Source organism: Nitriliruptor alkaliphilus DSM 45188 (genome assembly GCF_000969705.1).
Taxonomy (GTDB): domain Bacteria; phylum Actinomycetota; class Nitriliruptoria; order Nitriliruptorales; family Nitriliruptoraceae; genus Nitriliruptor; species Nitriliruptor alkaliphilus.
Window position 1 is genome coordinate 5,345,103 of the sequence record NZ_KQ033901.1, and the last position, 23,752, is coordinate 5,368,854.

The following is a 23,752-nucleotide window of genomic DNA, read 5'->3' on the forward strand; positions in this document are numbered from 1 at the left end:
CGGCCGGCACCGGTGTCTCAGCGGACCACGCCCTCGGCGAGCGTCGCCTCGGTGCCGGCCACCTCGACGAGGTCGGCGTCGCGCGTCCGGGCCAGGGCCACGTACGCCCCCGCACCGAGCACCCCGCCGGCGAACTCGCCGATCAGGTAGGAGGGCAGCTGCCACCAGGCGACGCTGCCGCCGAGCGCCTGCAGGACCACCATCGGGCCGACGGTGCGCGCCGGGTTGATCGACGACGAGGTGGCGGGGGCGACCACGATGATGATGGCGAACACCGCCAGGCCGATCGCGAGGCCCGCCCAGCCCGCAGGGGCGCGCCCGTCGATGGCGCCGAACACGACGAAGACGAGGATGGCGGTGCCGATCAGCTCGGCGAACAGCGCCTGGCCGGATCCGACGCCCTCCCAGAAGGTCGCCACCCCGAGGCCCGCGTCCACGGCCGGGGAGCCGAGCACCCCCGCGATCGCCAGGGCGCCGAGCACGGCACCGGCCACCTGTGCGCCGACGTAACCGGGGACGTCACGCCACGGGAACCGGCCGGTGGCAGCGAGACCGACGGTGACCGCCGGGTTGATGTGCGCCCCCGAGATGTGCCCGATGGCGTAGACCACGGCGATCACGACGGTCGCGAAGGCGAGCGAGATGGTCATCAGGCTCGGCATGGTGAACGGGGTGTCTCCGTTGACGAGCAGCGTGGCGGGCACCGAGCCCACGCCGATGAACACCAGCAGTGCGGTGCCGGCGGCCTCGCTGACCAGCTTCTGGACGGTGCTGTTCTCTCCCATGGTGCGCTCCCACTCCCTGTGTGCGCGTGACCTCAGGACCGGCCCGCCTCCCGACGGGTCATCGCTATCACCGAAGTCATTTCGACATCGTCGAACTCAGGTCAGCGAACACGAAGCCGGGTAGGGTGTCAAGGGTGCGGGCAGGGAGGTCCACGGTGGCGAGCCGACGGGTGGATGCAGGGGGCCGGGTCGTGACCCCGGCTGCGGGCGACGGGTCGGCGGACGCCGGCAGCCCTGCGGGCGGGCTCGACGCCGCCTTCGTGCGCCGTTGGGTCGCGGCGCTCGAGGCCATGGTCACCGACGCCGAGGGGCGCCTGACCGAGCTCGATGCGGCGATCGGTGACGCCGACCACGGCACGAACATGACCCGGGGCCTGCGCGCCGCCACGGCCACCTTGGACGCCGGGTCGACGGCCGGCCCGGCTGACGCGTGTCGCGAGACGGGTCTGGCGTTGACGCGGGCCATCGGCGGAGCCAGCGGTCCGCTGTACGGGACCGTGTTCGTGGCGATGGGCGATGCGCTGCCGCCTGGCGCCGAGGTCTCGGCGGACGAGCTCGCCGCCGCCCTCCGCGAGGGGCTGCGTGCCGTGCAGCGGCTCGGCGCGGCCGTCGCGGGCGACAAGACCATGATCGATGCGATCGCCCCGGCCGTCGCTGAGCTCGAACAGCGCCTGGTCGAGGGCAGCTCCCTGCCGGAGGCCCTGGCCCTCGCCGCGGTGGCCGCCGAGCGGGGGGCCGAGGCGACCGTCCCGATGCGCGCCCGCAAGGGCCGCGCCAGCTACCTCGGGGCGCGCAGCGAGGGACACCAGGACCCCGGGGCGACCTCGTCGGCCATGCTGTTCGAGGCGATGAGCCGCGCGGTGCGTCCGTGATCCAGTCGGTGGACCGCGCCGTGAGCGTCCTGCTCGAGCTGCAGGGGGCACGTCGTCTCGGGCTCACCGAGCTCGCCAGCCGCATGGGGCTGGCGAACTCGACGGTCCACGGCATCGTGCAGACCCTCGTGGCGCGCGGCATGGTCGAGCAGGACACCGCCGGCCGGTACGCGCTCGGGGCCGGGGTGCTGCTGCTCGGCAACGTCTACCTCGACAGCAACGAGCTGCGGCTGCGGAGCACGAGCTGGGCCGACGCGCTCAGCGAACGCACCGGGTACGCGGTCCGCGTCGGGGTGATCCTCGGCGGTGACATCGTCGTGGTCCACCACGTCATGCGGCCCGACGGCAGCCGGCAGATGCGCGAGATCGGCATCGACATCCCGGCCCACGGCACGGCCCTCGGCAAGGCCGTGCTCGCCTTCCACGCCGAGGCTCGTGCGACGCTGCCGAGCGACGTGCCGCTGCGCCGGTTGACGGGACGGACGGTGGTCGACACCGCCGCTCTTGACGAGGTCCTGGCCGACGTCCGTGCCGGCGGTATCGCTCGCGCCGAGGACGAGGCCGTCATCGGCGAGTCCGAGGTCGCCGCGCCGATCTTCGACGCGAAGGGTGCCGTGGCGGGCGCCATCGCCATCGTCGTGCCGACCTCCGACCTGCCCCTCGATGCCGGCATCGAGGATGCCGTCCGGCGGGCAGCGATCGACGTGTCGCGCGACCTCGGGGCACCGACCTGGCCCGTGGGGCTGCCCGACCAGCGCGCGGTCTGACGGCGCTCGGTCAGACCCGGCCGGCGGTCGCGGCTGCGGGCGCCGGGTGCGGGCTGTTGTCGATCGCGGCGAACGCGGTGGGTGAGACGTCGCGGGCGATCGCCAGGACCCGGTCGGCGTGCCGGCGGCGCACCGTGGACAGGACCATGTCGACAGGCCCGTTGAAGCCGGTGCCGCGGAAGACGGTGGCGCCGAACCCGGCCTCGTGGATCGCGCGTGCCACCAGCGGGCCGGCGGGTTCGAGGGACAGACCCGTCGCGTCGGCGGGCGCGGCGTCGGCGTAGACGCGCACGGTGACCATGCCGAGCTGCAGGGCCCGGGTGATGGTCACGCCGAGGGCGGTGCCGGTGGCCACGCCGACGACGAACCCCGCGAACCGCAGCGGGGTGACGTCGGCCAGGACGATCCCGGCCGCCGACAGCCACAGCGCCGCCTCGAGGCCGGAGAACAGCGACGCGAGCGCGCGCCGTTCGGAGACCACGAAGACGGTCTTGAAGACGTTGAGGCTGACGTCCCCGGCGCGGAGGCCGGCGACGGCGAGGGCGGGCCAGATGGCGGTCCAGAGGGCGATGAGGTCGAGGTCGAACGGCACGGCGGAGCCTGCGGGGGAGCGGGCCGCGGTGGGAGACCGTCGGTCCGGGTGGGAGCGGGAGGGAGCGGGAGGGAGCGGGAGGGAGCGGGAGGGAGCGGGTAGGAGCAGAGGGGCGCCGGGAGGGGGACAGGCGCTCGCCTCGGGAAGCATCGGCGTGCCCGTCCCGCGCTGAAGGGGAGCACCCCCGGCGGACGGAGACCATCCCGGGCGTCGGGCCGACGCTTGTCGGCTGAACGTCCCTTCAGTATGCTGACTGAAGACTTAGTCAGTGCCAAGCGGGTGCCGTCCTCCGACGGCCCCGCCGCCGCCGAGCCACGAGGTGCCGATGTCCACCGACCCCCCTCCGAGCGGCACCGACGACCGGACCGGTCGTGCGCGCATCCGGGATGCCGCGATCGAGCTGTTCGGTGAGCGGGGCGTCGACGGCACCAGCCTGAAGCTGATCGCCGAGGCCGCCGGGGTGTCCCAGCCGCTGATCGTTCACCACTTCGGTTCGAAGGACGGGCTGCGGGTCGCCTGCGACGAGCACGTCGCGGCGCAGGTGCGGGCGAGCAAGCTCGATGCGATGTCGCAGGGGCCGAGCATGGACCCGATGGCCGCGCTGCGAGGCGCCGAGGACAGCCGACACCTGATGCGCTACCTCGGACGGACCCTCACGGACGGCTCGCCCCACGTGGCCGTCCTCGTCGACGAGATGGTCGACGACGCGGTCGAGTACATGGCCGAGGGAGAACGCACCGGGCTGATCCTGCCGAGCGAGCACCCCCGATCCCGCGCGGCCGTGCTCACGCTGTGGTCCCTCGGGCTGCTGACGCTGTTCGAGCACGCCGAGCGGCTGCTCGGTGTCGACCTCCTCGGGTCCCCCGAGCAGTACGGGGCCTACGTCCTCCCGGCCCTCGAGATGCTCAGCAAGGGCGTCGTGCCGGAGGCGCTGTACGACCAGATGCGAGACGCACTCGCGAACGAACAGGACGCACCATCATGAACACGACCGCAGCGATCTCGGCCTCCGGCCTGGTCAAGACCTTCGGCGCCACCCGGGCGCTCGACGGGGTCGATCTCGAGGTGGCACCCGGCGAGGTCCACGGGTTCCTCGGCCCCAACGGAGCCGGGAAGTCGACCGCCATCCGGGTGCTGCTCGGGCTCCTGCGCGCCGACGCGGGTCGCACCACCGTGCTCGGCGGCGACCCGTGGACCGACGCGGTCGCGCTCCACCGGCGCCTGGCCTACGTGCCGGGCGATGTCGAACTCTGGCCGAACCTGACCGGTGGCGAGGCGATCGACGTCTTCGCCCGGTTGCGCGGCGACCTCGACCGCCGCAAGCGCGACGAGCTGATCGAGCGCTTCGACCTCGATCCCACCAAGAAGGCGCGCACCTACTCCAAGGGCAACCGCCAGAAGGTCGCCATCGTGGCCGCGCTGGCGTCCAACGTCGAGCTGCTGATCCTCGACGAGCCGACCGCCGGCCTCGACCCGCTCATGGACACGATCTTCCAGGCCTGCATCCTGGAGGCCAAGGACGAGGGCCGCACGGTCCTGTTGTCCTCGCACATCCTCGCGCAGGTCGAGAAGCTCTGCGACCGGATCTCGATCATCCGGCTGGGTCGGATCGTGGAGTCCGGGACGTTGGCCGACCTGCGTCACCTGACGCGGACCACGGTCGTCGCCGAGACCGTCACCCCGGCCACCGACCTCGACCACCTCCCCGGTGTGCACGACCTCGTCGTCGACGACGGGCAGGTGCGCTTCGACGTCGACGCCGAGCGGATCGACCCGGTGATCGGTCACCTCCACGGGCTCGGGATCCGGTCCCTGGTCTCCCACCCGCCGACGCTCGAGCAGCTGTTCATGCGCCACTACGGCGAGGACCTGACCGCGGCCGGCGACGGGGGTGCGCGATGACCACCGACACCCTCGTCCGGGCGCCCGCCCCCGTCGGTCAACAGCCCACCCGCGGGGGATCGTTCACCGGCCTGTGGCCTCTGATCCGGCTGATCCTGCGGCGTGACCGTGTGCGTCTCCCGCTGTGGATCGTGGGGATCACCGGGTTCACCGTGTCCAGCACGGCCAGCTTCGCCGAGACCTACCCGACCGCGGCCGACCGTCAGGCCATCGCCTCGACCATGGAGCTCCCGGCGACCGTCGCCATGTTCGGCCCGAACTACGCCGGCGTCGAGAACTACACCTACGGCGCGATGATCTCCCACCAGATGCTGGTGATGACCGCCGTGGTGGTGGCGCTCATGAGCGTGCTGCTGGTCGTGCGCCACACCCGCGCCGAGGAGGAGTCCGGCCGCGCCGAGCTGATCCGGGCCGGGGTCGTCGGACGCCACGCACCGACCGCCGCAGCGCTGCTCGTGGTCACCGGCGTCACCGTGGTGCTCGCCCTCCTGATCGCGGCTGGCCTGGCCAGCACCGGCATGGAGACCGTCGAGTGGGGCGGGTCGCTGGTCTTCGGGGCGGCGCTGGCCGGCGTCGGCCTCGTCTTCGCCGGTGTCGCCGCCGTGACCGTGCAGGTGACCGAGTACGCCCGTGGCGCGTCCGGGATGGCGTTCGCCGTCCTCGGCGGCGCCTACGCCCTGCGCGGCGCCGGTGACGTCGGCGAGGGCGTGCTGACCTGGCTGTCCCCGATCGGGTGGTCGCAGCAGACCCGCGCCTACGTCGACGACCGGTTGTGGCCGCTGGCGATCTCGGTGGCGGTGGCTGCGATGCTGGTCCTGCTCGCGTTCGCGCTCAGCACCCGGCGTGACGTGGGCGCCGGGCTCCGGCAACCGCGTCCCGGACCTGCCGAGGCGTCGGACGCCGTCGCCCATCCGCAGGGACACGCGCTGCGGCTGCAGCGGGCGAGCCTCATCGGTTGGAGCGTCGCCGCGCTGCTGCTCGGGGTCATGTACGGCTCGTTCATCGGTGGCGCCGAGGAGATGCTGTCCGAGCTCGAGGCGCTGCAGGACGTGCTCCCGGACATCGCCGGGGCCGCCGTCGTCGAGTCGTTCGCGAGCATGATCCTGACCGTCCTGGCCATGATCTGCTCCATCCAGGCCGTCCTCGCCGTGCTGCGGCTGCGGGCGGAGGAGAGCTCCGGCCGCGCCGAGCCGGTCCTGGCCACCCCCTTGTCGCGGACGCGGTGGGCGGCGACGCACCTGGTCGTCGCCGTGGTCGGCGGCACCCTCGTCCTGCTCGTGGCCGGGCTCAGCTTCGGGGTCACCGCCGCCATCACGGCCGACGACGCGGCCCTCGTCGGTCGGGCCGCCGGTGCGGCGCTCGCCTACGCCCCCGCGGTGTGGGTGACGGCCGGTGTGGCGATGCTGCTCTTCGGTGTCCTGCCTCGGCTGGTCGCCGCAGCGTGGGGCGTGGTCGGCTATTCGTTCCTGGTGGTCTACCTCGGCGGGTTCCTGTCCTTCCCGGACTGGATGGCGAACCTGTCCCCGTTCGGGCACGTGCCCCAGCTCCCTGCCGCGGACCTGACGGTGGCGCCACTGGTCGTGCTCACCGGCCTGGCGGCGCTGCTGATCGCGATCGGCCTCATCGGCTTCCGACGCCGCGACCTGGCCACGCCCGCCTGATCGTGGCCGCTCACCGTCCCCTCAGGTCCTCGTGGCGGTCGCCACGAGGGTCTCGAGGGGGAAGGTGAGCCCCGCGTCGTCGGTGTGCGGCTCCAGCCGCAGGGTGAGGTCGGCGACCAGCGCATCGATCACGTCAGCGTCGAGCTCGGCGAAGAGGTCGGCCAGCGGCGAGCTCGCCACCTCACCGCGGAGGAAGGCCGCGGCCGAGCCGAGACGGAGCGGCCAGATCACGATGCGGACCTCGACCTCGTCGAAACCCGCGTCGAGGAGGAGTTGGCGCAGGTCGGTGCGAGAACCGGCGTCGAAGGGCGATGCCATCCCGTCGGCTGCCGGGCGACCGACGTGCTGACGCAGGGCAGCGACCAGTTCGAGGTAGCCGGGCTGGTGCTCGAGGCCGCGGCACACGCTCACGCCGATTCGCCCCCCTGGGACGGTGACGCGGTGGACCTCGGCGAGTGCGCGTCGTCGGTCGGCGAGGAACTGCAGGCCCTGCTGACAGCACACCACGTCGACGCTGGCGTCGGGCAGGGGCAGCGCAGCGGCGCTCGCCTGCTCCCAGGTGATCGGTGCCGCGCCTGCTGCCCGGCGGGCGACGGCGAGCATGCCGGGGTTGACGTCGACGGCGGTCACCTCGCCCGATGACCCCACCAGCCGTTCGGCGTACCGCGCGACGACGCCCGTACCGCACGCGATGTCGAGGACGCGCTGCCCCGACGTGACGCCGACCCGGTCGAGGAGGTCACGGGCTGCGGCGTCGAACACCAGCGGCACCAGGTACTCCTCGTACGCGACCGCACTGTCGTCGACGAGCTGCCAGCCGTGTGTCGCGGTGGTCGGTGACATCGCATCCCTCCAGGTCCGTGGTCGCTGCTCGTATCGTCGTTCGCCGTGGCGCAGCGACGCATCCGTGGAACCACGGGTTCCGCCACGGAGAACGCCGTGGCACGCTCCGGTGGTGGACGTCGTGACCGAGGGACCGATCGAGCGCGGCCATGCCGCGCTCGCTGCCTGCGACTGGTCGCTGGCACGCGCCTGCTTCGAGGAGGCGCTTGCATCGGCCGAGACGCCGGGCGGTCTCGATGGCCTCGGACAGGCGCTGTACTGGCTGGGCGACTACCCGCGGGCGCTGCACCTGCGCGAGCGGGCCTACGCGGGCTACCGCGAGTCGGGCGAGGTGATCGCGGCCGGATCCGTGGCTGTGCAGCTCGCCGGGCTCCACCTCTGGATCCACGGCGACCTCGCCGTCTGCGAGGGTTGGACCGGACACGCGCGACGGCTGCTCGAGGACGTGGAGGAGTGCCCCGAGCAGGGCTGGTTGGAGCTGCTCCTCGCGTCCTCGGCGGTCGACCCCGCCGTGCAGGCACGACACGGCCAGGCTGCCGTCGAGATGGGGCGGCGCTTGGGCGACCTGTGCCTGGAGTACGACGCGCTCGGTCACGTCGGCCTCAGCCTGGTCCGACGTGGACGGGTCACCGAGGGCATGCGCCTGATCGACGAGTCGGCTGCAGCGGTGAGCAGCGGGATCGTCGACGATCCCTGGCCCGCCGGTGAGATCTACTGCTCGTTGTTCGGTGCCTGCGAGGTGGCGCTCGACGTGCGCCGAGCGGATGCGTGGCTCGGCGCGATCGATGCCTTCGTGGCACGGACCGGCGAGCTCCCCGTGTCGGCCATCTGCCGCATGCACCACGGGGGGCTGCTGACCGCTGCTGGTCGCTGGGACGAGGCGGAGGTCGAGCTCGCGGAGGCGATCGACCTCTACGACCGTTCCTGGCGTGGCAGCCGCGGCGGTCCGGTGCTGCGTCTGGCCGACCTGCGTGTGAAGCAGGGGCGCCTCGAGGAGGCCCGCCGGCTCCTGGAGGACTACGAGGCGACCACCGCGGCTGCGGTCCCTGCCGCACGGCTGTACCTGGCGGTCGGTGAGGCAGCACTCGCCGTGCGCACCCTCGAACGTCACCTCGCCCGCCGAGGTCGCGGCCTCGCCTCAGCTCCGGTGCTCTGGCTGCTCGTCGAGGCAGCGCTCGCCGACGGTCGTCGCGACGAGGCGGCCGGCATCGCCAACGAGCTCGCAGCGCTCGCCGACGCGACCGAACAGGTCACGGTGGGCGGACTGGCGGTCCACGCGCAGGCCCGTGTCGAGGCAGCAGCGGGCGGCCGCGGCGCCATCGAGCTGCTGGAGCAGGCCAGCGCGGTGTTCGCGGAGGCGGAGCTGCCCTACGAGCTCGCGCGGGCACGGTACGACCTCGCCGTCGCCCTGGCCGGTGACGAGCCGATGCTCGCGCGGGCCGAGGCGCGCGCAGCCCTGACCGGCTTCGAACGGCTGGGTGCGGGCCCGGACGTGGACGCAGCCAGGGCTCTCCTGCGTTCGCTCGAGCGGACATCCGCGTTCCCGGGGGGCCGCACGCGCCTGACGCCACGTGAGACCGAGGTGCTCGGGCTGGTGGCCGAGGGGCGGTCGAACGCCGAGATCGCCTCCGCCCTCTTCATCAGCCTCCGAACGGCCGAGGACCACGTCAGCAACATCCTGGCGAAGCTGGGGCTCCACAACCGGACGGAGGCCGCCGCGTACGTCCTCCGGCTCACCCGGTGAGCGGCAGCCTCAGCAGGAAGGTGCTGCCGCCCTCCTCCTCCGCCGGTTCGAGGTGCAGGTCGCCGCCGTGGGCCCGGGCGATCTCCCGGGACACGGTCAGCCCGAGACCGAGACCCTGGACGTCCTCGTCGGCCCGTCGGTAGCGCTCGAAGATCCGCTCGGACTCGGCGGGGATCACGCCGTGCCCCTGGTCACGGACCCGCAGCTCGACGGCATCCGCCGCCGCTGCGATGGAGACGACGATGGCCCGGTCCGGTGGGCTGTACTTCGCGGCGTTGGACAACAGGTTGAACAGGACCTGGCGGACCTGGTCGGCGTCGACCTCGGCCTCGACGGGGCCGGCGGCCTCGACGGTGGTCGCATGGTCGGCGAGCAGACTGACCGACAGGTCGTCGACGAGCTCACGGGTCACCGAGACGAGGTCGGTGTGGCGTCGTTGGGGCTCCTCGGGCCCGGGCCGCAGCCGAGCGATGCGTCGCACCTGCAGCTCGATCAGGCGCAGGTGGCGTCCGGCGAGCGTGACGAGCTCGCGGGCCTCGTCGTCGTCGGGCCCGAGCATCTGTGCGATCAGACCGACCGCTGCACCGACGGTGCCGAGCGGCCCGGCGATCTCGTGGGCCGCGCTCGACGCGGTCTCCTCGAAGTTCACCCGGGCAGTGAGGACCTCGTCGGCGCCGTCCGGCCGCGCCTGCGTCACAGGAGGCTCCCTCCGGGGCCGCTCGGGTCGGCGGCGTGCTCCACCCCCCGGGGCTGTGGCGCAGTCAACCAGGGGCACCGGGCAGGCGCCATGGCCGGCTACCGACGAAGGAGCCGGCGCGCCCCGCCGAGGTGGGCTGATCGCCGCGGTGCGACCCCCGGCTGCCGCCGTCAGGCGACCCACGGGCGGCTGGCCGGACCCACCGGCGTGACCGCGGGAGGCGGACGCCGGCGGCGCCACGTCAGCCCGCCCACTCCGATCAGGGCGCCCACGCCGCCGAGGACGACCGTGAGGACGATCGGGATCGAACGTCCCGACCCGCCGGGGACCGGTGCCGACGAGCCCGGGAACCGTGCCGCGTGCTCGGCCATGTGGTCGAGGAGTCTCTGTGGCGCGGCGACGTCCGGGGTGACCGCGGCGATCAGGATCAGATCGCGACCGGCGACGCGGAACCCGTCGTGCACGTGCAGCGGCGACGGGCCGTCGGTGGCTGGTGGTTCGGACTCCGGTGTCACCACGAAGCCCTGCCCGAGCGAGCCGAGGTCGACGACGGGCCCGATATCGCGGGTGGCGAGGGTCCTCGCGGCCTCCTCCGCGGCCTGGGGCGAGGTGAAGCGGACGGCACGCACGATGCGCGTGCCGGCCCGATGGTCCTCCCAGGCCATGGCGGTGATCGCCTCGGCCACGTCCTCCGTGGCGACACCGGCCTCCTGCACGAGGAAGTCCTCCGGGCCCACCGGCGCGCGGCGGCTCTCCTCGAGGTCGGGCGGGAACCAGACGAGGTCGCCGAGCGGGACCTCGGCCCCGGCCGGCACGACAGCGACGAGCAGGCTCGTCGACACGAGCACGCCGACCAGCGTGCTCCTCATCCGGAACCCTCGCACCCGCACCCCGTTCCCCGTGACGTTCACCCGCGGTGTCGACCCGCGTGACGGAGGGTTGAGCCGGCGTGCGTTCCGGGCCCCGGTGCGTGCGTGGGCCCGCCGCACCGGCTAGCCCCCGGCACGATCGAGGTCGCCCGCGACACGACGAGAGCCCCGCCGAAGCGGGGCTCTCTTCGTGGACCGGATGGGATTTGAACCCACGACCCCCTCCATGCCATGGAGGTGCGCTGCCAGGCTGCGCTACCGGCCCGAGATCGCACGACGGACCATCGGGACGGCCCCTGGTCGTGCGGTCGCGGAGCGTACACGCCACCGACAGGGGTGGCGAACCGGGCCGGAGGGGCGCGCGGCTACCCTCCGCACACCCCTGCCCGCCCTCCCGAGGCCCTCCGGTGAACGACGTCGAACGGTACGACCCGACCAGCTTCGAGGCCGAGCACGCCCAACGCTGGCACGACGAGCGCACCTACTCGACGCCCGATCTGTCGGGCGAGGGCTTCTACGCCCTGACGATGTTCCCGTACCCGTCGGGCGACCTCCACATGGGGCACGCCGAGATCTTCTCCATCCACGACACCCTCGTACGCCACCTGCGGATGACCGGCCGGAAGGTGTTCAACCCCATCGGCTGGGACGCGTTCGGGTTGCCGGCCGAGAACGCCGCCCGCAACCGGGGTGCCGACCCGAAGGCCTGGACCTACGCCAACATCGACGAGCAGCGCTCGACGGTGGTCCGGCTCGGGTACTCGTTCGACTGGGACCGGGTGCTGCACACCTGCGACCCCGAGTACTACCGCTGGACCCAGTGGCTGTTCGTCGAGCTGTTCGACGCGGGGCTGGCCTACCGCCGCGAGGCGCTGGTCAACTGGGACCCGGTGGACCAGACGGTGCTCGCCAACGAGCAGGTGATCGACGGTCGCGGGGAACGCTCCGGGGCGATCGTGCAGCGGGTGCCGCGCACGCAGTGGTTCTTCCGCATCACCGACTACGCCGACGAGTTGCTCGCCGGGCTGGACACGATCGACTGGCCGGACCGCGTCAAGAACGCCCAGCGCAACTGGGTCGGCCGGTCGGAGGGTGCCGAGGTCACCTTCTGGACCGCCGAGTCCGAGCCGGGTGTGGGCGACGGCGAACCCGTGGTCGTCTACACCACCCGTCCCGACACCCTGTTCGGTGCGACCTACTTCGTCTTCGCACCCGAGCACCCGCTGGTGGCCGAACGCATGGCCGATGACGCCGACTACCAGGCGTTCGTCGAGCAGGTCGCCAGCCGCTCCGACGTCGAACGCGTGTCGGGGTTCGACGCTGCAGGCTCGGGGAACGGCGAGGACGAGGCCGCCCAGCGGGCGGGTCGGACCAAGCGTGGCCTGCGGCTGAACTTCGACCTCGTCAACCCCGTGACCGGGCAGCCGGTGCCGGCGTACGCGGCCGACTACGTGCTGATGGACTACGGGACCGGCGCGATCATGGCCGTCCCCGCGCACGACCAGCGCGACCTCGACTTCGCCCGCCAGGAGGGCCTCGACGTCCGGGTCGTGATCGCCCCGACCGACGGCACCACCCTCGACGCCGACACGATGACCGAGGCGTACGTCGGCGACGGCACGATGGTCAACTCCGGCGACTACGACGGGCTGGATTGGCGCGAGGCCAAGCAGCGCATCACCGCCGACCTCGAGGCACAGGGCACCGCGAAGGCCACGGTCAACTACCGCCTGCGTGACTGGCTGGTGTCACGCCAGCGCTCCTGGGGTGCGCCGATCCCGATCGTCCACTGCGGCGACTGCGGGCAGGTCCCCGTCCCCCGCGATCAGCTGCCCGTCCGGCTGCCCGACGATCTCGACTTCTCGGTCGCTGGTTCACCGCTGGACCTGCACCCGACGTGGAAGTACGACGTGGTATGCCCGGCGTGCGGCAACGAGGAGGCGGTCCGCGACGTCGACACGATGGACACCTTCGTCGACTCGTCGTGGTACTTCCTGCGCTACCTCGATCCGACCTCGGACACCGAGCCCTGGCCCGTGGACGCGGCCAGCCGCTGGCTGCCCGCCGACCAGTACACCGGCGGTGTCGAGCACGCCGTCCTGCACCTGCTCTACAGCCGTTTCGTGGTCAAGGCCATGCGTGACCGCGGGCACGTCGCCGCCGATGAGCCGTTCCAGGCGCTGCTCAACCAGGGGCAGGTCATCCTCGGTGGCGCGGCGATGTCGAAGTCCCGGGGCAACCTCGTGGTCCCCGGCGAGGTGTACGAAACCTACGGCGCCGACACGCTGCGCGGGACGATGCTGTTCGCGTCCGCGCCGGAGGACGACATCGACTGGGCCGACGTGTCCCCGGCCGGGATGCACAAGTGGCTCTCGCGGGTGTGGCGCCTGGCCCTCGAGCACGTCGCCCGGGAGTCAGCAGGTACCGCGCAGGACGCGTCGGATGACGTCGCAGCGACCCTGCGACGCGCCACCGCCGAGGCGATCGTGGCGGGCTCGGCGGACTTCGAGTCCCGCAAGTACAACACCGCCATCGCCAAGCTGATGTCGCTGACCAACGCCACCCTCGACGCCACCCGGGGGGCCGACAGCGGTGGGCGCGGCGGCGCGCACGGCGGCGCCGCCGTCCGTGAGGCGCTCGAGGCCCTGCTGACGATGCTGGCGCCGATCTGCCCGTTCATCACCGAGGAGCTGTGGCGTCGGCTCGGCCACGACGGATCGGTCCACGACCAGCGGTGGCCGCAGGCGGACACCTCGCTGCTGGTCGACGACGAGGTCGAGATCGTGGTCCAGGTCAACGGCAAGGTGCGCGGCCGTGCGACCGTCGCCGCCGGAGCCGACCGCGATGCGCTCGAGGCGGCCGCCCGCGAGGCGGTGGCCGATCAGCTCGTGGACGCCACCGTCCGCAAGGTCATCGTCGTCCCGGGCAAGCTGGTCAACCTCGTCGTCGGGTGAGCCCGCGGTCGGTCAGGGCAGCTCGGGGCGGACCTCGTCGGCGAACCAGCGGTGGAACCCGTCGGTGCGGTCCGGCCCGACCTGGACGAAGCTGACCCGGTCGTAGCCGGCGTCGGCCGCTTCGTGCACCATCGGTGAAACGGCCGTCGGACAGCAGCTGCACGGTCGCGGCCGACTGGGCGATGATCGCCGGGTGGTAGCGCACGAACGGGCAGGTGACGAGGGTGATCAGCTCAGCTCGTGCGGTGCGAGCCGCGATCGCCCCGAGCACGCTCCAGGCGAAGCCCGAGTCGGTGTGCCGCGACAGCCACGGGTGGAAGTGATCGGAGATGCCGATGAAGTCGAAACCGGCCTCCTCGGCGGCGATCGCCTGGTCGACCTGAGCGTCCGGTGGACTCAGCTCGCTGAAGAGGGTGAAGCCGTAGTTCGGCACGAGGGGCTCTCTCGTCGGTGACGTCACAGGGTGCGCCGTGGTCCGCGTGTCGGGCGCCGACTCCCGGACAGGGCCGGCGGGTCCTCCGGTCACCGGCGTCCGGGCGAGTACCGTGTGCCGGTCGACGCGGGGATCGGGAGGTCGACGCCGAGGAGGCACGGTGGGTAGCGGGACGGTCCGTGCGAACGGGATCGAGTGGGCGCTGACGTCGGCCGGCCCGCCGGACGCCCCGCTGGCCCTGTGCCTGCACGGGTTCCCCGACACCTCGGCGACCTGGCGCCACCTCCTGCCGCAGCTGGCTGCCGCCGGCTTCCACGCGGTCGCGCCGGCCATGCGTGGCTACGCACCGACGGAGGTGCCGCCCGATCGCCGCACCGACCCCGACACCCTGACCGCGGACGTCAACGCGCTGCACCGTGCTCTCGGGGGCCGGCGGGACGCGGTGCTCATCGGACACGACTGGGGGGCGATCGCCGGCGCCCGCGCCGCCGCCGCGGCACCGGATCGCTGGCGCCGACTCGTCACGCTGGCCGTCCCACCCGAGTCGGTGGTGGCGCAGGCACGGCTCGACGTGCCGCAGGCGCGACGGTCCTGGTACGTGGTCGCGGCCCAGCTCCCCGGATCGGAGGCGCTGTTCACCGCCCGCGACCTGGCCCTGATCCGTCGGCTGTGGCACACCTGGTCGCCGGGCTACCAGCTGCAGCCCGCCGACCTCGATCCGCTGCGTGCCACGTTCGCCGTGCCTGGCGTCGCTCGGGCGGTCCTCAGCTACTTCCGCGGGTTCGCGACGGCGGCGGCCGAGAACCGGGCGGCCAGCCGGCGCGTCACGCTCCCGCCGCAACCGCACCTGCACCTGCACGGTCGTGACGACGGCTGCATCGGCGCCGCGATCGCAGAGCGTGCCGTCGGGGTCCTGCCGCACCCAGCGTCCCGTGTCGAGGTGCTCGACGGGCTCGGCCACTTCCTGCACCTCGAGGACCCGGTCACGATCGGGGCGCGCATCGTGGAGTTCGTGACCACCGGCAGGCCCGCCGTCGCGCCCCGTTAGGCTCGCGACCGTCACCGCCGTCCGGATCCGGGCGGACGATCCCGGGAGGTAGGTGTGGCCAGCGGGGCGAGCGTCGCGGTCGTCACCGACTCGACCGCCGATCTGCCTCGAGACCTGGTCGAGAGCCTGGGGATCCGGGTCGTGCCGCTGTCGGTGGCGTTCGGTACGGAGTCGTTCATCTCGGGCATCACGATCGACGCGGAGACCTTCTACGCGCGGCTCGCAGCGTCGCCCGGCCTGCCGACCACGTCGCAGCCCGCGCCGGTGTGGTTCGAGGAGGCCTACGCCGACTGCGCGGACGACGGCCTGGAGGCGGCCGTGTCGGTCCACTGCAGCGGCGCGCTGTCGGGCACCGTCCAGCTGGCGGCCGACCGCGCCGCCCGCGCGGACCTGCCGGTGGAGGTCGTCGACAGCCGCCTGGTCGGCGGCGCGCTCGGCCTGGTGGTGCTGGCGGGCCACCGCACGGCGCAGCGAGGCGGGACGGCGTCGGAGGTCGCGGCGGCCGTCCGCCGGGCCCGTGACCAGGTCACGAGCCTGGTGGTGGTCGACACCCTCGACTTCCTGAAGCGCGGTGGCCGGCTGACGGGCGCCCAGGCGGTCGTCGGTCGGGCGCTGCAGGTCAAGCCCCTCCTGCACCTCGTCGACGGCCGCGTCGAGGTGCGTGAGCGGACACGGACCTGGTCGCGCGCCATCGAGCGGCTGGCCACCGTCGCCGCCGAGGCCGCTGCGGGACGTCCCGTCGACGTCATCGTCGCCCACGCCGTCGCCGAGGAACGCGCCGCCGAGGTGTGGGCGGCGCTCGAGCAACGGATCGAGATCGCGGAGCGCCTCGAGGCACCGATGGGCCCGGTGGTGGGCACGCACGTCGGTCCTGGCGCGGTCGGCATCGCCGTCGCCCCGGCGTCGGCGATGCCACCGCCCTGACCGTCGGTCGACGCCACCGCTGCGATCCCCGGTCGCGGCGCTGGCCGACACGCTGTCCACAGCCCCGGCGAGGTCCAGCGTGTCGGCGCGGGCGGGGTACGGCAGCCTCCGGCCATGGACCTGATCGGTGAGGAGCGCGGTCGGCTGGCCCGCGCGGCCAGCTGGTTCGAGGCGACCCCGGCCGAGGTGGTCGGCCTCGCGGTCCTGCTCGTGTGCGCGATCGGTGCGACGGGCGTGCTGGTCTGGTCAGCGCTCGGTCGACCGGCCCTGCCCGACGGGGCGGCGATGGGCGCAGGGGACGCCGGCCAGGTCGGCGCCGCGGCTGGGCCGACCGGCGCGGCGCCGGGAGACGCGGCCGCTCCCGAACAGCCGGGCGGTCACGAGCACCACGGTGACGTCGACGACCCGATCGACGGCCCGCTCGGCGGTCAGGCCGCCAACGGCGAGGTCACCGTCCACGTCGCCGGCGCGGTCGCGGCGCCGGGCGTCGTCACGCTGCCGGCCGGCTCGCGGGTGACCGACGCGGTCGACGCGGCCGGCGGGCTGCTCGGGGACGCCGACCCGTCGCGCATCAACCTGGCCCGGCCCTTGGAGGACGGGGAACAGCTCCTGATCCTGCGGGAGGGCGAGGAGCCGCCCGAACCCCCACCCGGTGCGGCAGGAGGTCCGACCGCCGCGGACGGTGCGGCCTCCGGGGGCGGTGGTCCGGTGGACCTCAACCGCGCGACGGTCGAACAGCTCCAGTCGCTGCCCGGGATCGGCCCGGCCATCGCGGCGCGGATCGTCCAGCACCGTGACCAGCACGGCCCGTTCCGGACCCCCGGGGACCTGCGCGACGTCAGCGGCATCGGGGAGAAGCGGTTCCAGGACCTCGCTGACCTCGTCACGGTCGGGTGAGTCCGGAACCCGTCCCGGGCGGGGCAGCGCCGCTGCCGGCGTCGACGGGAGCGGTGCTCGGGCCGCTGGTCCCGTGGGCGTGTACGACCGTGATCGGCGCGTCACTCGGCGCACGGCTCGGGACCCGGTACGCGGACGTGGTCGCCGCCCAGGTGAGCGGTGGTGGTGGCGGTGCCTGGGTCGTGTGGGTCGCCCTGGCGACGGTGGCCCTCGCCGTGGTGCTCGCGGTCGCGCGCACCGACGGGCGCGCCACCACCTCACCGTGGCGTGCGGTGGCGACGGTCCTGCTCGTCCTCGTCGTGGCAGCGCTGCTCGCGGGGGCACGGACCGCGACCCACGGGCTCGGCGCGCTGCCACAGCTCGCCGACCGGGGCGGGGTCGCCGCCGTGGACCTGACCGTCGCGGCCGAACCACGCCCCATCGCCACGGGCTGGCACGTCCCGGTCCGGGTGACGTGGATCGACGGAGCCGCGACGCGTGAGCGGGCAGCCCTGGCCCTCGCGCCCGAGGCGCTGGAGCGGTCCCCACACGACGGCAGGCCGCCCGCGCTCGGCAGCCGGTGGCGTGGGACGGTCAGCGCCCGTCCGCTCCCGGACGGTGGGTACGGCCGGTGGCTCGCCGGCCAGCACCTGACGGTCCTGCTCGACGCGGGCGCCCTGGTGCCGGCCGGCGAGCCGGGGCACCTCGCTCGCTCCAGCGAGCACGTCCGGGCCGCCACACGAGAGGCCGCGACGAGGTACGCGGGGGAGCGGGTCGGTGGCCTCCTGGTGGGCCTCGTCACGGGGGACACCCGCCTCCTGCCCGAGGCCGATCGGGACGCGATGGTGGCGACGGGCACCACCCACCTGACCGCCGTGTCGGGGATGCACGTGGCGACGGTGGTCGCCGGCGTGCTCGCCGTCTGCGGCCTGCTGCGGGCAGGCGCCCGGACTCGTCGTGTCGCCGTCGCGGTCGTGGTGTGCTGGTTCGCCTACCTGACCCGCTTCCAGCCGTCGGTCCTGCGCGCCGGCACGGTCGCCGGGGTGGTGCTGCTCGCTGCCAGCCGCGGGGTCCTGCGGGACGGACGCCACGCGCTGGCCGGTGCGGTCCTGCTGCTGGTCCTGGTCGACCCCCTGCTCGCTGGCTCGCTCGGCCTGCTGCTGTCGGCGACGGCCGCTGCCGGCGTGCTGGTGGTGGCGCCGCGGGTGCGCGATCGGCTCGGTCGGCTTCCCCGTCGCGTCGCGGACGTGCTGTCGGTCACCATCGGAGCGCAGGTCGCCGTGATCCCGCTGCTGCTGATGAGCTTCGGCGAGGTGCCGCTGGCGAGCGTTCCTGCCAACCTCGTGGCGGTGCCGCTCGCGGTGCTCACCGCGGTGGTGGCGTTCCCGGCCACAGTGCTGGCGGCCGTCCACGTGCCGAGCGGCGCCGTGCTGTTCGCCGTGGCCGCCGTGCCGGGGCGCGGCATCCTCGCGGTCGCCAACGGGACCGCCGGCTGGGGCGGGGTCGCGTCGCTGGCCGCGCCGACGACGGTGATGGCCCTCGTCGCGGCGTCGGTCTGGATCGTCACGCGGGGCGGGACCCGGTCGGCGCGCTGGGCCGCTGCCGTCACCGTCGTGGCCTGTGTGGCGGCGGTGGTCCCGCCCGTGGTCGGCCGGACCGTCCCGGCACGGACCTTCACGGTGACCGCCATCGACGTCGGGCAGGGCGATGCCTTCCTGCTGCGCACGCCGGGAGCGCGGGTCCTGGTCGATGCCGGCCAGGACGACGCCGCAGCGCGCTGGCTGGTCCGGCACGGCCACGTCGGTCTCGACCTGCTGGTGGTCACCCACGGGCACCTCGACCACGTCGGCGGTGTCCCGGCGGTCCTCGACCGGACGGCGGTCGGCGCCGTCTGGCGGCCGCCGTCACCGGAGCGCGTCGCTGCCGTCGAGGTGACGGACGCGGCCGCAGCGGCGGTCGGCGTCCCGCTCCGGGAGGTGGTCGCGCCGGTGGAGGTGACCGTCGGGGACCTCCACCTCGAGGTGCTCGGGCCCCCGCCCGGGCGTCCGTACCGCCACGCCTCCAGCGAGCTCAACGAGGGCTCGATCGTGCTGCGGGCGACCTGGCAGGATCGGGTGGCGCTGACCACCGGGGACGTCGAACGGGCCGCGCAGGCCGACCTCCAGGCGCTCGCCGACGCCCGGGTCGCCGCCGGCCGGCCCGACCCGCTGCGCGCGGGCCTGCTGACCGTGCCCCACCACGGTTCGGCGACCTCCGATCCTGCCTTCCTCGCACGTGTCGGTGCGCGTGTCGGGCTCGTCTCCGCCGGGGTGGACAACCCCCACGGCCACCCCCACCGCGACACGCTGACGGCGCTCGCCTCGTCCCGGACCGAGGTCCGGCGCACCGACCTCGAGGGCACGGTCACCGTCGAGGTCCCGCCTCCCCGCGGCACCCCACCGGGTGCGGATCGTCGGCAGGACCCGACGATCTGCACCCGCTGCACGCGCGCCGTGGGGCGGGCCAGGTCGACCTCGCTAGCCTCCCGCCATGACCCCCGTTCACCTCCTCGCCGGCGACGACGACCTGCTCCTCCAGCGCGAGCTGGAGCGGGTCCTGACCGACCTGCGCGCGCAGGACCCGGACCTCGCGGTCGAGGTCCACGACGTCACCGAGACCGATCACCTCCCCGAGCTGCGCACCGCGTCGCTGTTCGGCGGCCGGACGTGCGTGGTGCTGCGGGGCGTCGAGGGCCTGTCGGGTGACCTCAAGTACGAGGTCGAGACCTACCTCGAGTCGCCCTCCGAGGACGCGGTGCTCGTGCTCGTCGCGCGGGGGGTCGGGAAGGTCCAGAAGATCGCCAAGCTCGCCAAGCAACGTGGCGAGCGGTCGGACGTCAAGGCGCCGGCCGACTGGGACGACCGCGGCTGGGACCGCCTCGTCGGCGAGGAGTTCCGGCGGCTGAAGCGCAAGGCCGACGCGTCGGCCATCGCCGCCCTCCGGGCGCACGCGGGCACCGTCCCCGGGGTCATCGCCTCGAAGGTCGGACAGGTCTGCGCCGCCGAGCCCTCGGCGCCCACCATCACGGCCGATCACGTCGAAGCCACCGTCGAGGGCCACGGCAAGGTCAGCGGGTTCACCGTCGCCGACGCCGTGGTCGACCGTGAACCGGGGACGGCCATCGTCGCGCTGCGCGGCGCGCTCGAGTCGGGCGAGGCCCCGCTCGCGTTGCTCGGCGCGCTGACCTACCGGTTCCGCCAGCTCCTGCAGATCCGCGGTGGTGCCGACGCCAAGAGCGCCGGCGTGCCGCCGGGCCAGTTCAAGCGGCTCCAGGGGCTCGCCGGACGTTTCGGTCCCGGCGAGCTCGCCTGGTGCCACGACCGCATCGCGCAGCTCGACGTGGACCTGAAGGGCTCCGAGCTGCCGGCCGACCTGGTGCTCGAACTCGGCGTCATCGAGCTCGCCACGAGCCGCTCGGTCGGCCGGCCCTTCAACCCGCTGGCTGCCCGCTGAGGCGGGTCGTCAGCCCTGCGGCGGCGCCTTGACGACCACCACCAGCGTGTGGGTGGCCAGACCGTCGAACGGGAACTCGGGTGGCGCGGCCGGGAGCAACGAGGTGAAGGTGCACGTCATCGTGTCCTGGTTGCGGTGACCGTTGCTCGTCAGCAGCGGGTAGTCGACCAGCACGACGTTGGTGGGATCGTCCACCTGGACCACCGTGATGGTCCACGAGACCGGGAGCAGGCTGAAGCCGCTGTTGGTCCGGACCGAGGGATCGTCGAGGGTGCCCCAGCGGCCGCGGGTGCGGTCCATGTCCTTCTTCGCGGATGGCAGCCCGGTGCCGCTGCCGAGCAGGTAGACGACCTCGTCGCAGGTGACCTCGAAGCCCTTGTCGGCGGCGGCTGGGACCGCCGTGGCGAGCAGCGCGACCAGGGCGATGGTGGCCGCGAGGGTGGGACGGGAACGGCGGCGAGCGGTGGTGTCCACGGGTGGTCTCCAGTGGCGGCACGGAGGCCGCGAGGTGACGACGGACCGTGCACCGGCTGGTGCGGACGGCGCGTCCGACGCTACGGAGCGCCTGGGGCCGTGCCGTCAGGGGTAGCCCCGGACCTCGTGCGCGGTACCTCGAGGTAGGTGAGGACGGCCATCACACGTCGGTTGGTGTCGGCGACCGGCGGCAGGTCGAGCTTGGTCAGGATGCGGCCGACGTGGGTCTCGACGGTCTTGTGCGACAGCACCAGCCGCTCACCGATGGCGTGGTTCGATCGTCCCTCGGCGATGAGCCCGAGGACCTCACGCTCCCGCGCGGTGAGCCGGTCGAGCGGATCCGACGCGCGTCGGCGCCCCATCAGCATCGCGACCACCTCGGGATCGACGACGCAGCCGCCGGCCGCGACCCGACGGACGGCATCGGCCAGCTCGTCCGCGTCGGCCACGCGCTCCTTGAGCAGGTAGCCCGCGGACCCGGCGTGGTGCAGCAGCTCCGCGACGTGCTGGGTCTCGACGTACTGCGACAGCAGGAGCACGCCGATGGCCGGGTGGCTGCGGCGGATGGTCACCGCCGCGTCGAGCCCCTCGACGGTGTGGGTCGGGGGCATGCGGACGTCGAGGATGGCCACGTCCGGTGGATCGTCGACGATCGCGCTGGTGAGCGAGGCGGCGTCCCCCACGCTCGCGGTGATGGTGAACCCGGCGTCGCTGAGCAGCCGCGCGATCCCCTCACGGAAGAGCGCCGCGTCGTCGGCGAGGGCTACGCGCACGGCAGGATCGCGGTGAGGCGGGTGCCGCCAGCCGGCGGGCTGACGATCTCCAGTGATCCGTCCAACGCGCCGACGCGGTCGGCCAACCCCGTCAGACCCGGCTGGGTCGGGTCGGCGCCGCCGCTGCCGTCGTCGCTCACCTGGAGCCGGATCAGGTCGCCGGTCCGGTGCAGGTCGATGGTCGCGTGGCCGGCCCCGGCGTGCTTGATGACGTTGGCGATCGCTTCGGCCGCGACGAAGTACGCGGTCGATTCGACGGTGGGCGACAGCCGGCCGATCGCCTCGGCGCTGACCGTGACCGGCAGCGGCGCACGCGCCGCGAGCGACTCGAGGGCGGCCACCAGTCCCCGTTCGGTGAGGATCGCGGGGTGGATGCCACGGGCGAGGTCCCGGAGCTCGGCGAGGGCAGCGCGCAGCTGCATCTCGGCTGCTGCGATGGTGTCGGTGGCTGGGAGCGGGCCGTGCTCGTCGACCTGCCGATGGGCGGTCCGCAGGGTGAGGGCGAGCTCGAGCAGTCGCTGCTGGGCACCGTCGTGGAGGTCGCGCTCGGTGCGGCGCCGCTGGGCGTCCTGCGCCGTGACCAGGCGCTCCCGTGAGGTGCGCAGCTCCGAGACCAGTTGCGCGTTGTCCAGCACCAGCCACGCCGCCGCCGCCAGGTCCCGCAGCAGCCGATCCTCGGCGGCCGACAGCTGCTCTCCAGGTGCGGACGTCACCGCGATCGCGCCGAGCAGGGTGCCGTCGCGGTGGACCGGGTAGACGTGATCGGACCCGGGGAGCCTCAGGACGCTCGGGTCGATCCGGACCGCTCCGACGTCGGCGCCGGGAGGCCAGCTGGCGGCCAGCCGCAGGTCGTCACGCACCCGCAGCCACACGCAGCAGTCCGCGACCGGCAGGCCCGCGACGACCGCCTCGGCCATCGCCTCGGGTGCGGTGCCCGTCGGGTACACCCCGGCCATCCGCTCCGTGAACGAGCTGAGCACGTCGTAGGGGCTGGCGCGCTGGCCGTACACGAGCCGGTTCGCCGCCTCCTCGAGCCGCCTGCGTGCAGGCTGGAACACGACCGCGGCGATCGCGGTCGCCCCCACGGTCAGCGGGACCCCGGTGTTCGGCCGCCCACCGACGAGGGAGCCGATCCCGATGACGACCGTCAGGTAGACCAGGCCGACGACGCCCGCGAGCCCCGTGTACTGCAGGCTCCGGCTGATGAGGGTGTCGATCCCGTACAAGCGGTAGCGGAGCACCGCGACGGTCACGGCGATCGGGAGCGCCAGCAGCGGCGCGGTGCGCACGAGCGCCAGGGTCTCGGCGGAAGCGCCCGTGGCCTCGAGCACGTTGCCGGCCGTGGCTCCGGCCACGACGAGCACCACCGCGGTGACGAACCACTTCAGCTGGTAGCGCTCCGTGCGGAGGGCCCGCCGGTAGCGCACCCACATCGAGACGGCGGCGGCCAGCAGCGCGGCGGCGAAGCACAGGTTCCCGACGGTCTCGAGCACCGGGGTCGCGTCGGCCAGGGCCGCCAGACCGAGCGGGTTGTCGACCGGGGTGCTGGCGAGCCGACCCGGCCGCAGACCGATCCCCGCGAGCAGGGCAACCATCGACAGCGACAGGAGGACGATCGCACGGCGCCAGCGTGGTGCGGGCAGCCGGCCGTCGGGGAAGCACAGGACGAGGACGGGGACCAGGCCCAGCGCTGGGATCCAGGCGGTGTCCCAGGCCCACGCCGCCCACGGCGCGGCCCGGCCCGCATCGTGGGCGACGACGCGCAGCACGCCGGCCAGGCCGTAGAGCTGCCAGGTGGTGCCCATCGCGAGCAGCACCCAACCGACCAGGTTGGCGGGTCGCCGCGCGGCGAGCACGGCACCCGAGGCGACGAAGGCGAGGGTCGCGACGAGGTACGCGGCACCCGGGCCGGCCTCGAACCCGGCGGGCAGCACGACGTGGCGGGTCGACCAACTGAGCCAGGCGGCCGCGAAGACCAGCGCGACGCTGGCTGTCGACCAGCTCCACACGATCCGCTCTGGTCGCGTCACCCCGGATCCGTTCGTC

At 73.7% G+C, this 23,752-nt stretch carries 19 protein-coding genes, 1 tRNA gene and 2 pseudogenes; 12 read left to right on the forward strand and 10 right to left on the reverse strand.

Going from position 1 to position 23,752, the window contains the following annotated elements; all coding sequences use genetic code 11:
• Positions 1–17 precede the first annotated feature (17 nt).
• The gene (locus NITAL_RS25000) at positions 18–785 is read right to left on the reverse strand and encodes an MIP/aquaporin family protein (RefSeq protein WP_052668949.1); all 768 of its coding nucleotides are present in this window, start codon (positions 783–785) and stop codon (positions 18–20) included.
• Between the two features lie 155 nt (positions 786–940).
• On the opposite strand from NITAL_RS25000, the gene dhaL reads away from it, so the two are divergent.
• The gene (gene dhaL / locus NITAL_RS25005) at positions 941–1,657 is read left to right on the forward strand and encodes a dihydroxyacetone kinase subunit DhaL (RefSeq protein ID WP_211262673.1); all 717 of its coding nucleotides are present in this window, start codon (positions 941–943) and stop codon (positions 1,655–1,657) included.
• Positions 1,654–2,424, forward strand: a complete 771-nt coding sequence (locus NITAL_RS25010) for an IclR family transcriptional regulator (RefSeq protein WP_052668950.1) — start codon at positions 1,654–1,656, stop codon at positions 2,422–2,424. Before dhaL ends, NITAL_RS25010 begins: the two co-directional genes overlap by 4 nt.
• Positions 2,425–2,434: 10 nt before the next feature.
• On the opposite strand, the gene NITAL_RS25015 is transcribed toward NITAL_RS25010, so the two are convergent.
• Positions 2,435–3,016 carry a DUF5698 domain-containing protein gene (locus NITAL_RS25015; RefSeq protein WP_052668951.1) on the reverse strand — a complete coding sequence of 194 codons (582 nt, stop codon included), beginning with the start codon at positions 3,014–3,016 and terminating at the stop codon, positions 2,435–2,437.
• A 325-nt stretch (positions 3,017–3,341) separates the two neighbouring features.
• Here NITAL_RS25015 and NITAL_RS25020 point away from each other — a divergent pair, with 325 nt between their 5' ends.
• The 3 genes from NITAL_RS25020 to NITAL_RS25030 are packed head-to-tail and all read left to right on the forward strand — an operon-like array spanning position 3,342 to position 6,579.
• Positions 3,342–4,001, forward strand: a complete 660-nt coding sequence (locus NITAL_RS25020; RefSeq protein WP_083442006.1) for a TetR/AcrR family transcriptional regulator — start codon at positions 3,342–3,344, stop codon at positions 3,999–4,001.
• A complete protein-coding gene (locus NITAL_RS25025; protein ID WP_052668952.1) occupies positions 3,998–4,918 on the forward strand; it encodes an ABC transporter ATP-binding protein in 921 nt (306 codons plus the stop codon). The genes NITAL_RS25020 and NITAL_RS25025 overlap by 4 nt, the downstream gene beginning before the upstream one ends.
• Positions 4,915–6,579, forward strand: a complete 1,665-nt coding sequence (locus NITAL_RS25030; RefSeq protein WP_052668953.1) for an ABC transporter permease — start codon at positions 4,915–4,917, stop codon at positions 6,577–6,579. Before NITAL_RS25025 ends, NITAL_RS25030 begins: the two co-directional genes overlap by 4 nt.
• A gap of 21 nt (positions 6,580–6,600) precedes the next feature.
• Here the strand turns inward: NITAL_RS25030 and NITAL_RS25035 are convergent, their stop codons facing one another.
• Positions 6,601–7,422 carry a class I SAM-dependent methyltransferase gene (locus NITAL_RS25035; protein WP_052668954.1) on the reverse strand — a complete coding sequence of 274 codons (822 nt, stop codon included), beginning with the start codon at positions 7,420–7,422 and terminating at the stop codon, positions 6,601–6,603.
• Between the two features lie 121 nt (positions 7,423–7,543).
• Between NITAL_RS25035 and NITAL_RS29095 the strand changes: the two genes are divergently transcribed.
• On the forward strand, positions 7,544–9,166 hold the full coding sequence (locus tag NITAL_RS29095; RefSeq protein WP_157042082.1) for a helix-turn-helix transcriptional regulator: 1,623 nt from the start codon (positions 7,544–7,546) through the stop codon (positions 9,164–9,166).
• Here NITAL_RS29095 and NITAL_RS25045 read toward each other — a convergent pair.
• The 3 genes from NITAL_RS25045 to NITAL_RS25055 form a co-directional block, all read right to left on the reverse strand.
• On the reverse strand, positions 9,156–9,863 hold the full coding sequence (locus NITAL_RS25045; protein ID WP_052668956.1) for a sensor histidine kinase: 708 nt from the start codon (positions 9,861–9,863) through the stop codon (positions 9,156–9,158). The genes NITAL_RS29095 and NITAL_RS25045 overlap by 11 nt on opposite strands.
• A gap of 170 nt (positions 9,864–10,033) precedes the next feature.
• Positions 10,034–10,732 (reverse strand): hypothetical protein, encoded by a 699-nt coding sequence (locus NITAL_RS25050; RefSeq protein WP_157042083.1) that lies wholly within the window; start codon positions 10,730–10,732, stop codon positions 10,034–10,036.
• A gap of 191 nt (positions 10,733–10,923) precedes the next feature.
• A tRNA-Ala gene (locus NITAL_RS25055) sits at positions 10,924–10,997 on the reverse strand.
• 142 nt (positions 10,998–11,139) lie between these two features.
• Between NITAL_RS25055 and leuS the strand changes: the two genes are divergently transcribed.
• Positions 11,140–13,686, forward strand: coding sequence for a leucine--tRNA ligase (gene leuS / locus NITAL_RS25060; RefSeq protein WP_052668958.1), 2,547 nt, complete (start codon positions 11,140–11,142; stop codon positions 13,684–13,686).
• Between the two features lie 109 nt (positions 13,687–13,795).
• On the opposite strand, the pseudogene NITAL_RS25065 reads toward leuS, so the two are convergent.
• Positions 13,796–14,119, reverse strand: a pseudogene (locus NITAL_RS25065) (LLM class flavin-dependent oxidoreductase); the annotation flags it as partial.
• A 160-nt stretch (positions 14,120–14,279) separates the two neighbouring features.
• On the opposite strand from NITAL_RS25065, the gene NITAL_RS25070 reads away from it, so the two are divergent.
• The 5 genes and pseudogenes from NITAL_RS25070 (at position 14,280) to holA (ending at position 20,459) form a co-directional block, all read left to right on the forward strand.
• On the forward strand, positions 14,280–15,167 hold the full coding sequence (locus tag NITAL_RS25070) for an alpha/beta fold hydrolase (protein WP_052668960.1): 888 nt from the start codon (positions 14,280–14,282) through the stop codon (positions 15,165–15,167).
• A 54-nt stretch (positions 15,168–15,221) separates the two neighbouring features.
• Positions 15,222–16,091 (forward strand): DegV family protein, encoded by an 870-nt coding sequence (locus tag NITAL_RS25075; protein WP_052668961.1) that lies wholly within the window; start codon positions 15,222–15,224, stop codon positions 16,089–16,091.
• Between the two features lie 114 nt (positions 16,092–16,205).
• Positions 16,206–16,988, forward strand: coding sequence for a ComEA family DNA-binding protein (locus NITAL_RS25080; protein WP_052668962.1), 783 nt, complete (start codon positions 16,206–16,208; stop codon positions 16,986–16,988).
• 767 nt (positions 16,989–17,755) lie between these two features.
• Positions 17,756–19,207 (forward strand): annotated as a pseudogene (locus tag NITAL_RS29100) (ComEC/Rec2 family competence protein); the annotation flags it as partial.
• Between the two features lie 289 nt (positions 19,208–19,496).
• A complete protein-coding gene (gene holA, locus NITAL_RS29105; RefSeq protein ID WP_083442009.1) occupies positions 19,497–20,459 on the forward strand; it encodes a DNA polymerase III subunit delta in 963 nt (320 codons plus the stop codon).
• 9 nt (positions 20,460–20,468) lie between these two features.
• Here holA and NITAL_RS25090 read toward each other — a convergent pair whose 3' ends face one another.
• The 3 genes from NITAL_RS25090 to NITAL_RS25100 all read right to left on the reverse strand — a co-directional run bounded on the left by NITAL_RS25090 (position 20,469) and on the right by NITAL_RS25100 (position 23,736).
• Positions 20,469–20,933 carry a hypothetical protein gene (locus tag NITAL_RS25090; protein ID WP_052668964.1) on the reverse strand — a complete coding sequence of 155 codons (465 nt, stop codon included), beginning with the start codon at positions 20,931–20,933 and terminating at the stop codon, positions 20,469–20,471.
• 80 nt (positions 20,934–21,013) lie between these two features.
• Positions 21,014–21,706, reverse strand: a complete 693-nt coding sequence (locus NITAL_RS25095; protein WP_052668965.1) for a LuxR C-terminal-related transcriptional regulator — start codon at positions 21,704–21,706, stop codon at positions 21,014–21,016.
• Complete coding sequence (locus NITAL_RS25100; protein WP_052668966.1) at positions 21,697–23,736, reverse strand: sensor histidine kinase; 2,040 nt, start codon at positions 23,734–23,736, stop codon at positions 21,697–21,699. The genes NITAL_RS25095 and NITAL_RS25100 overlap by 10 nt, the downstream gene beginning before the upstream one ends.
• Positions 23,737–23,752: the final 16 nt, after the last annotated feature.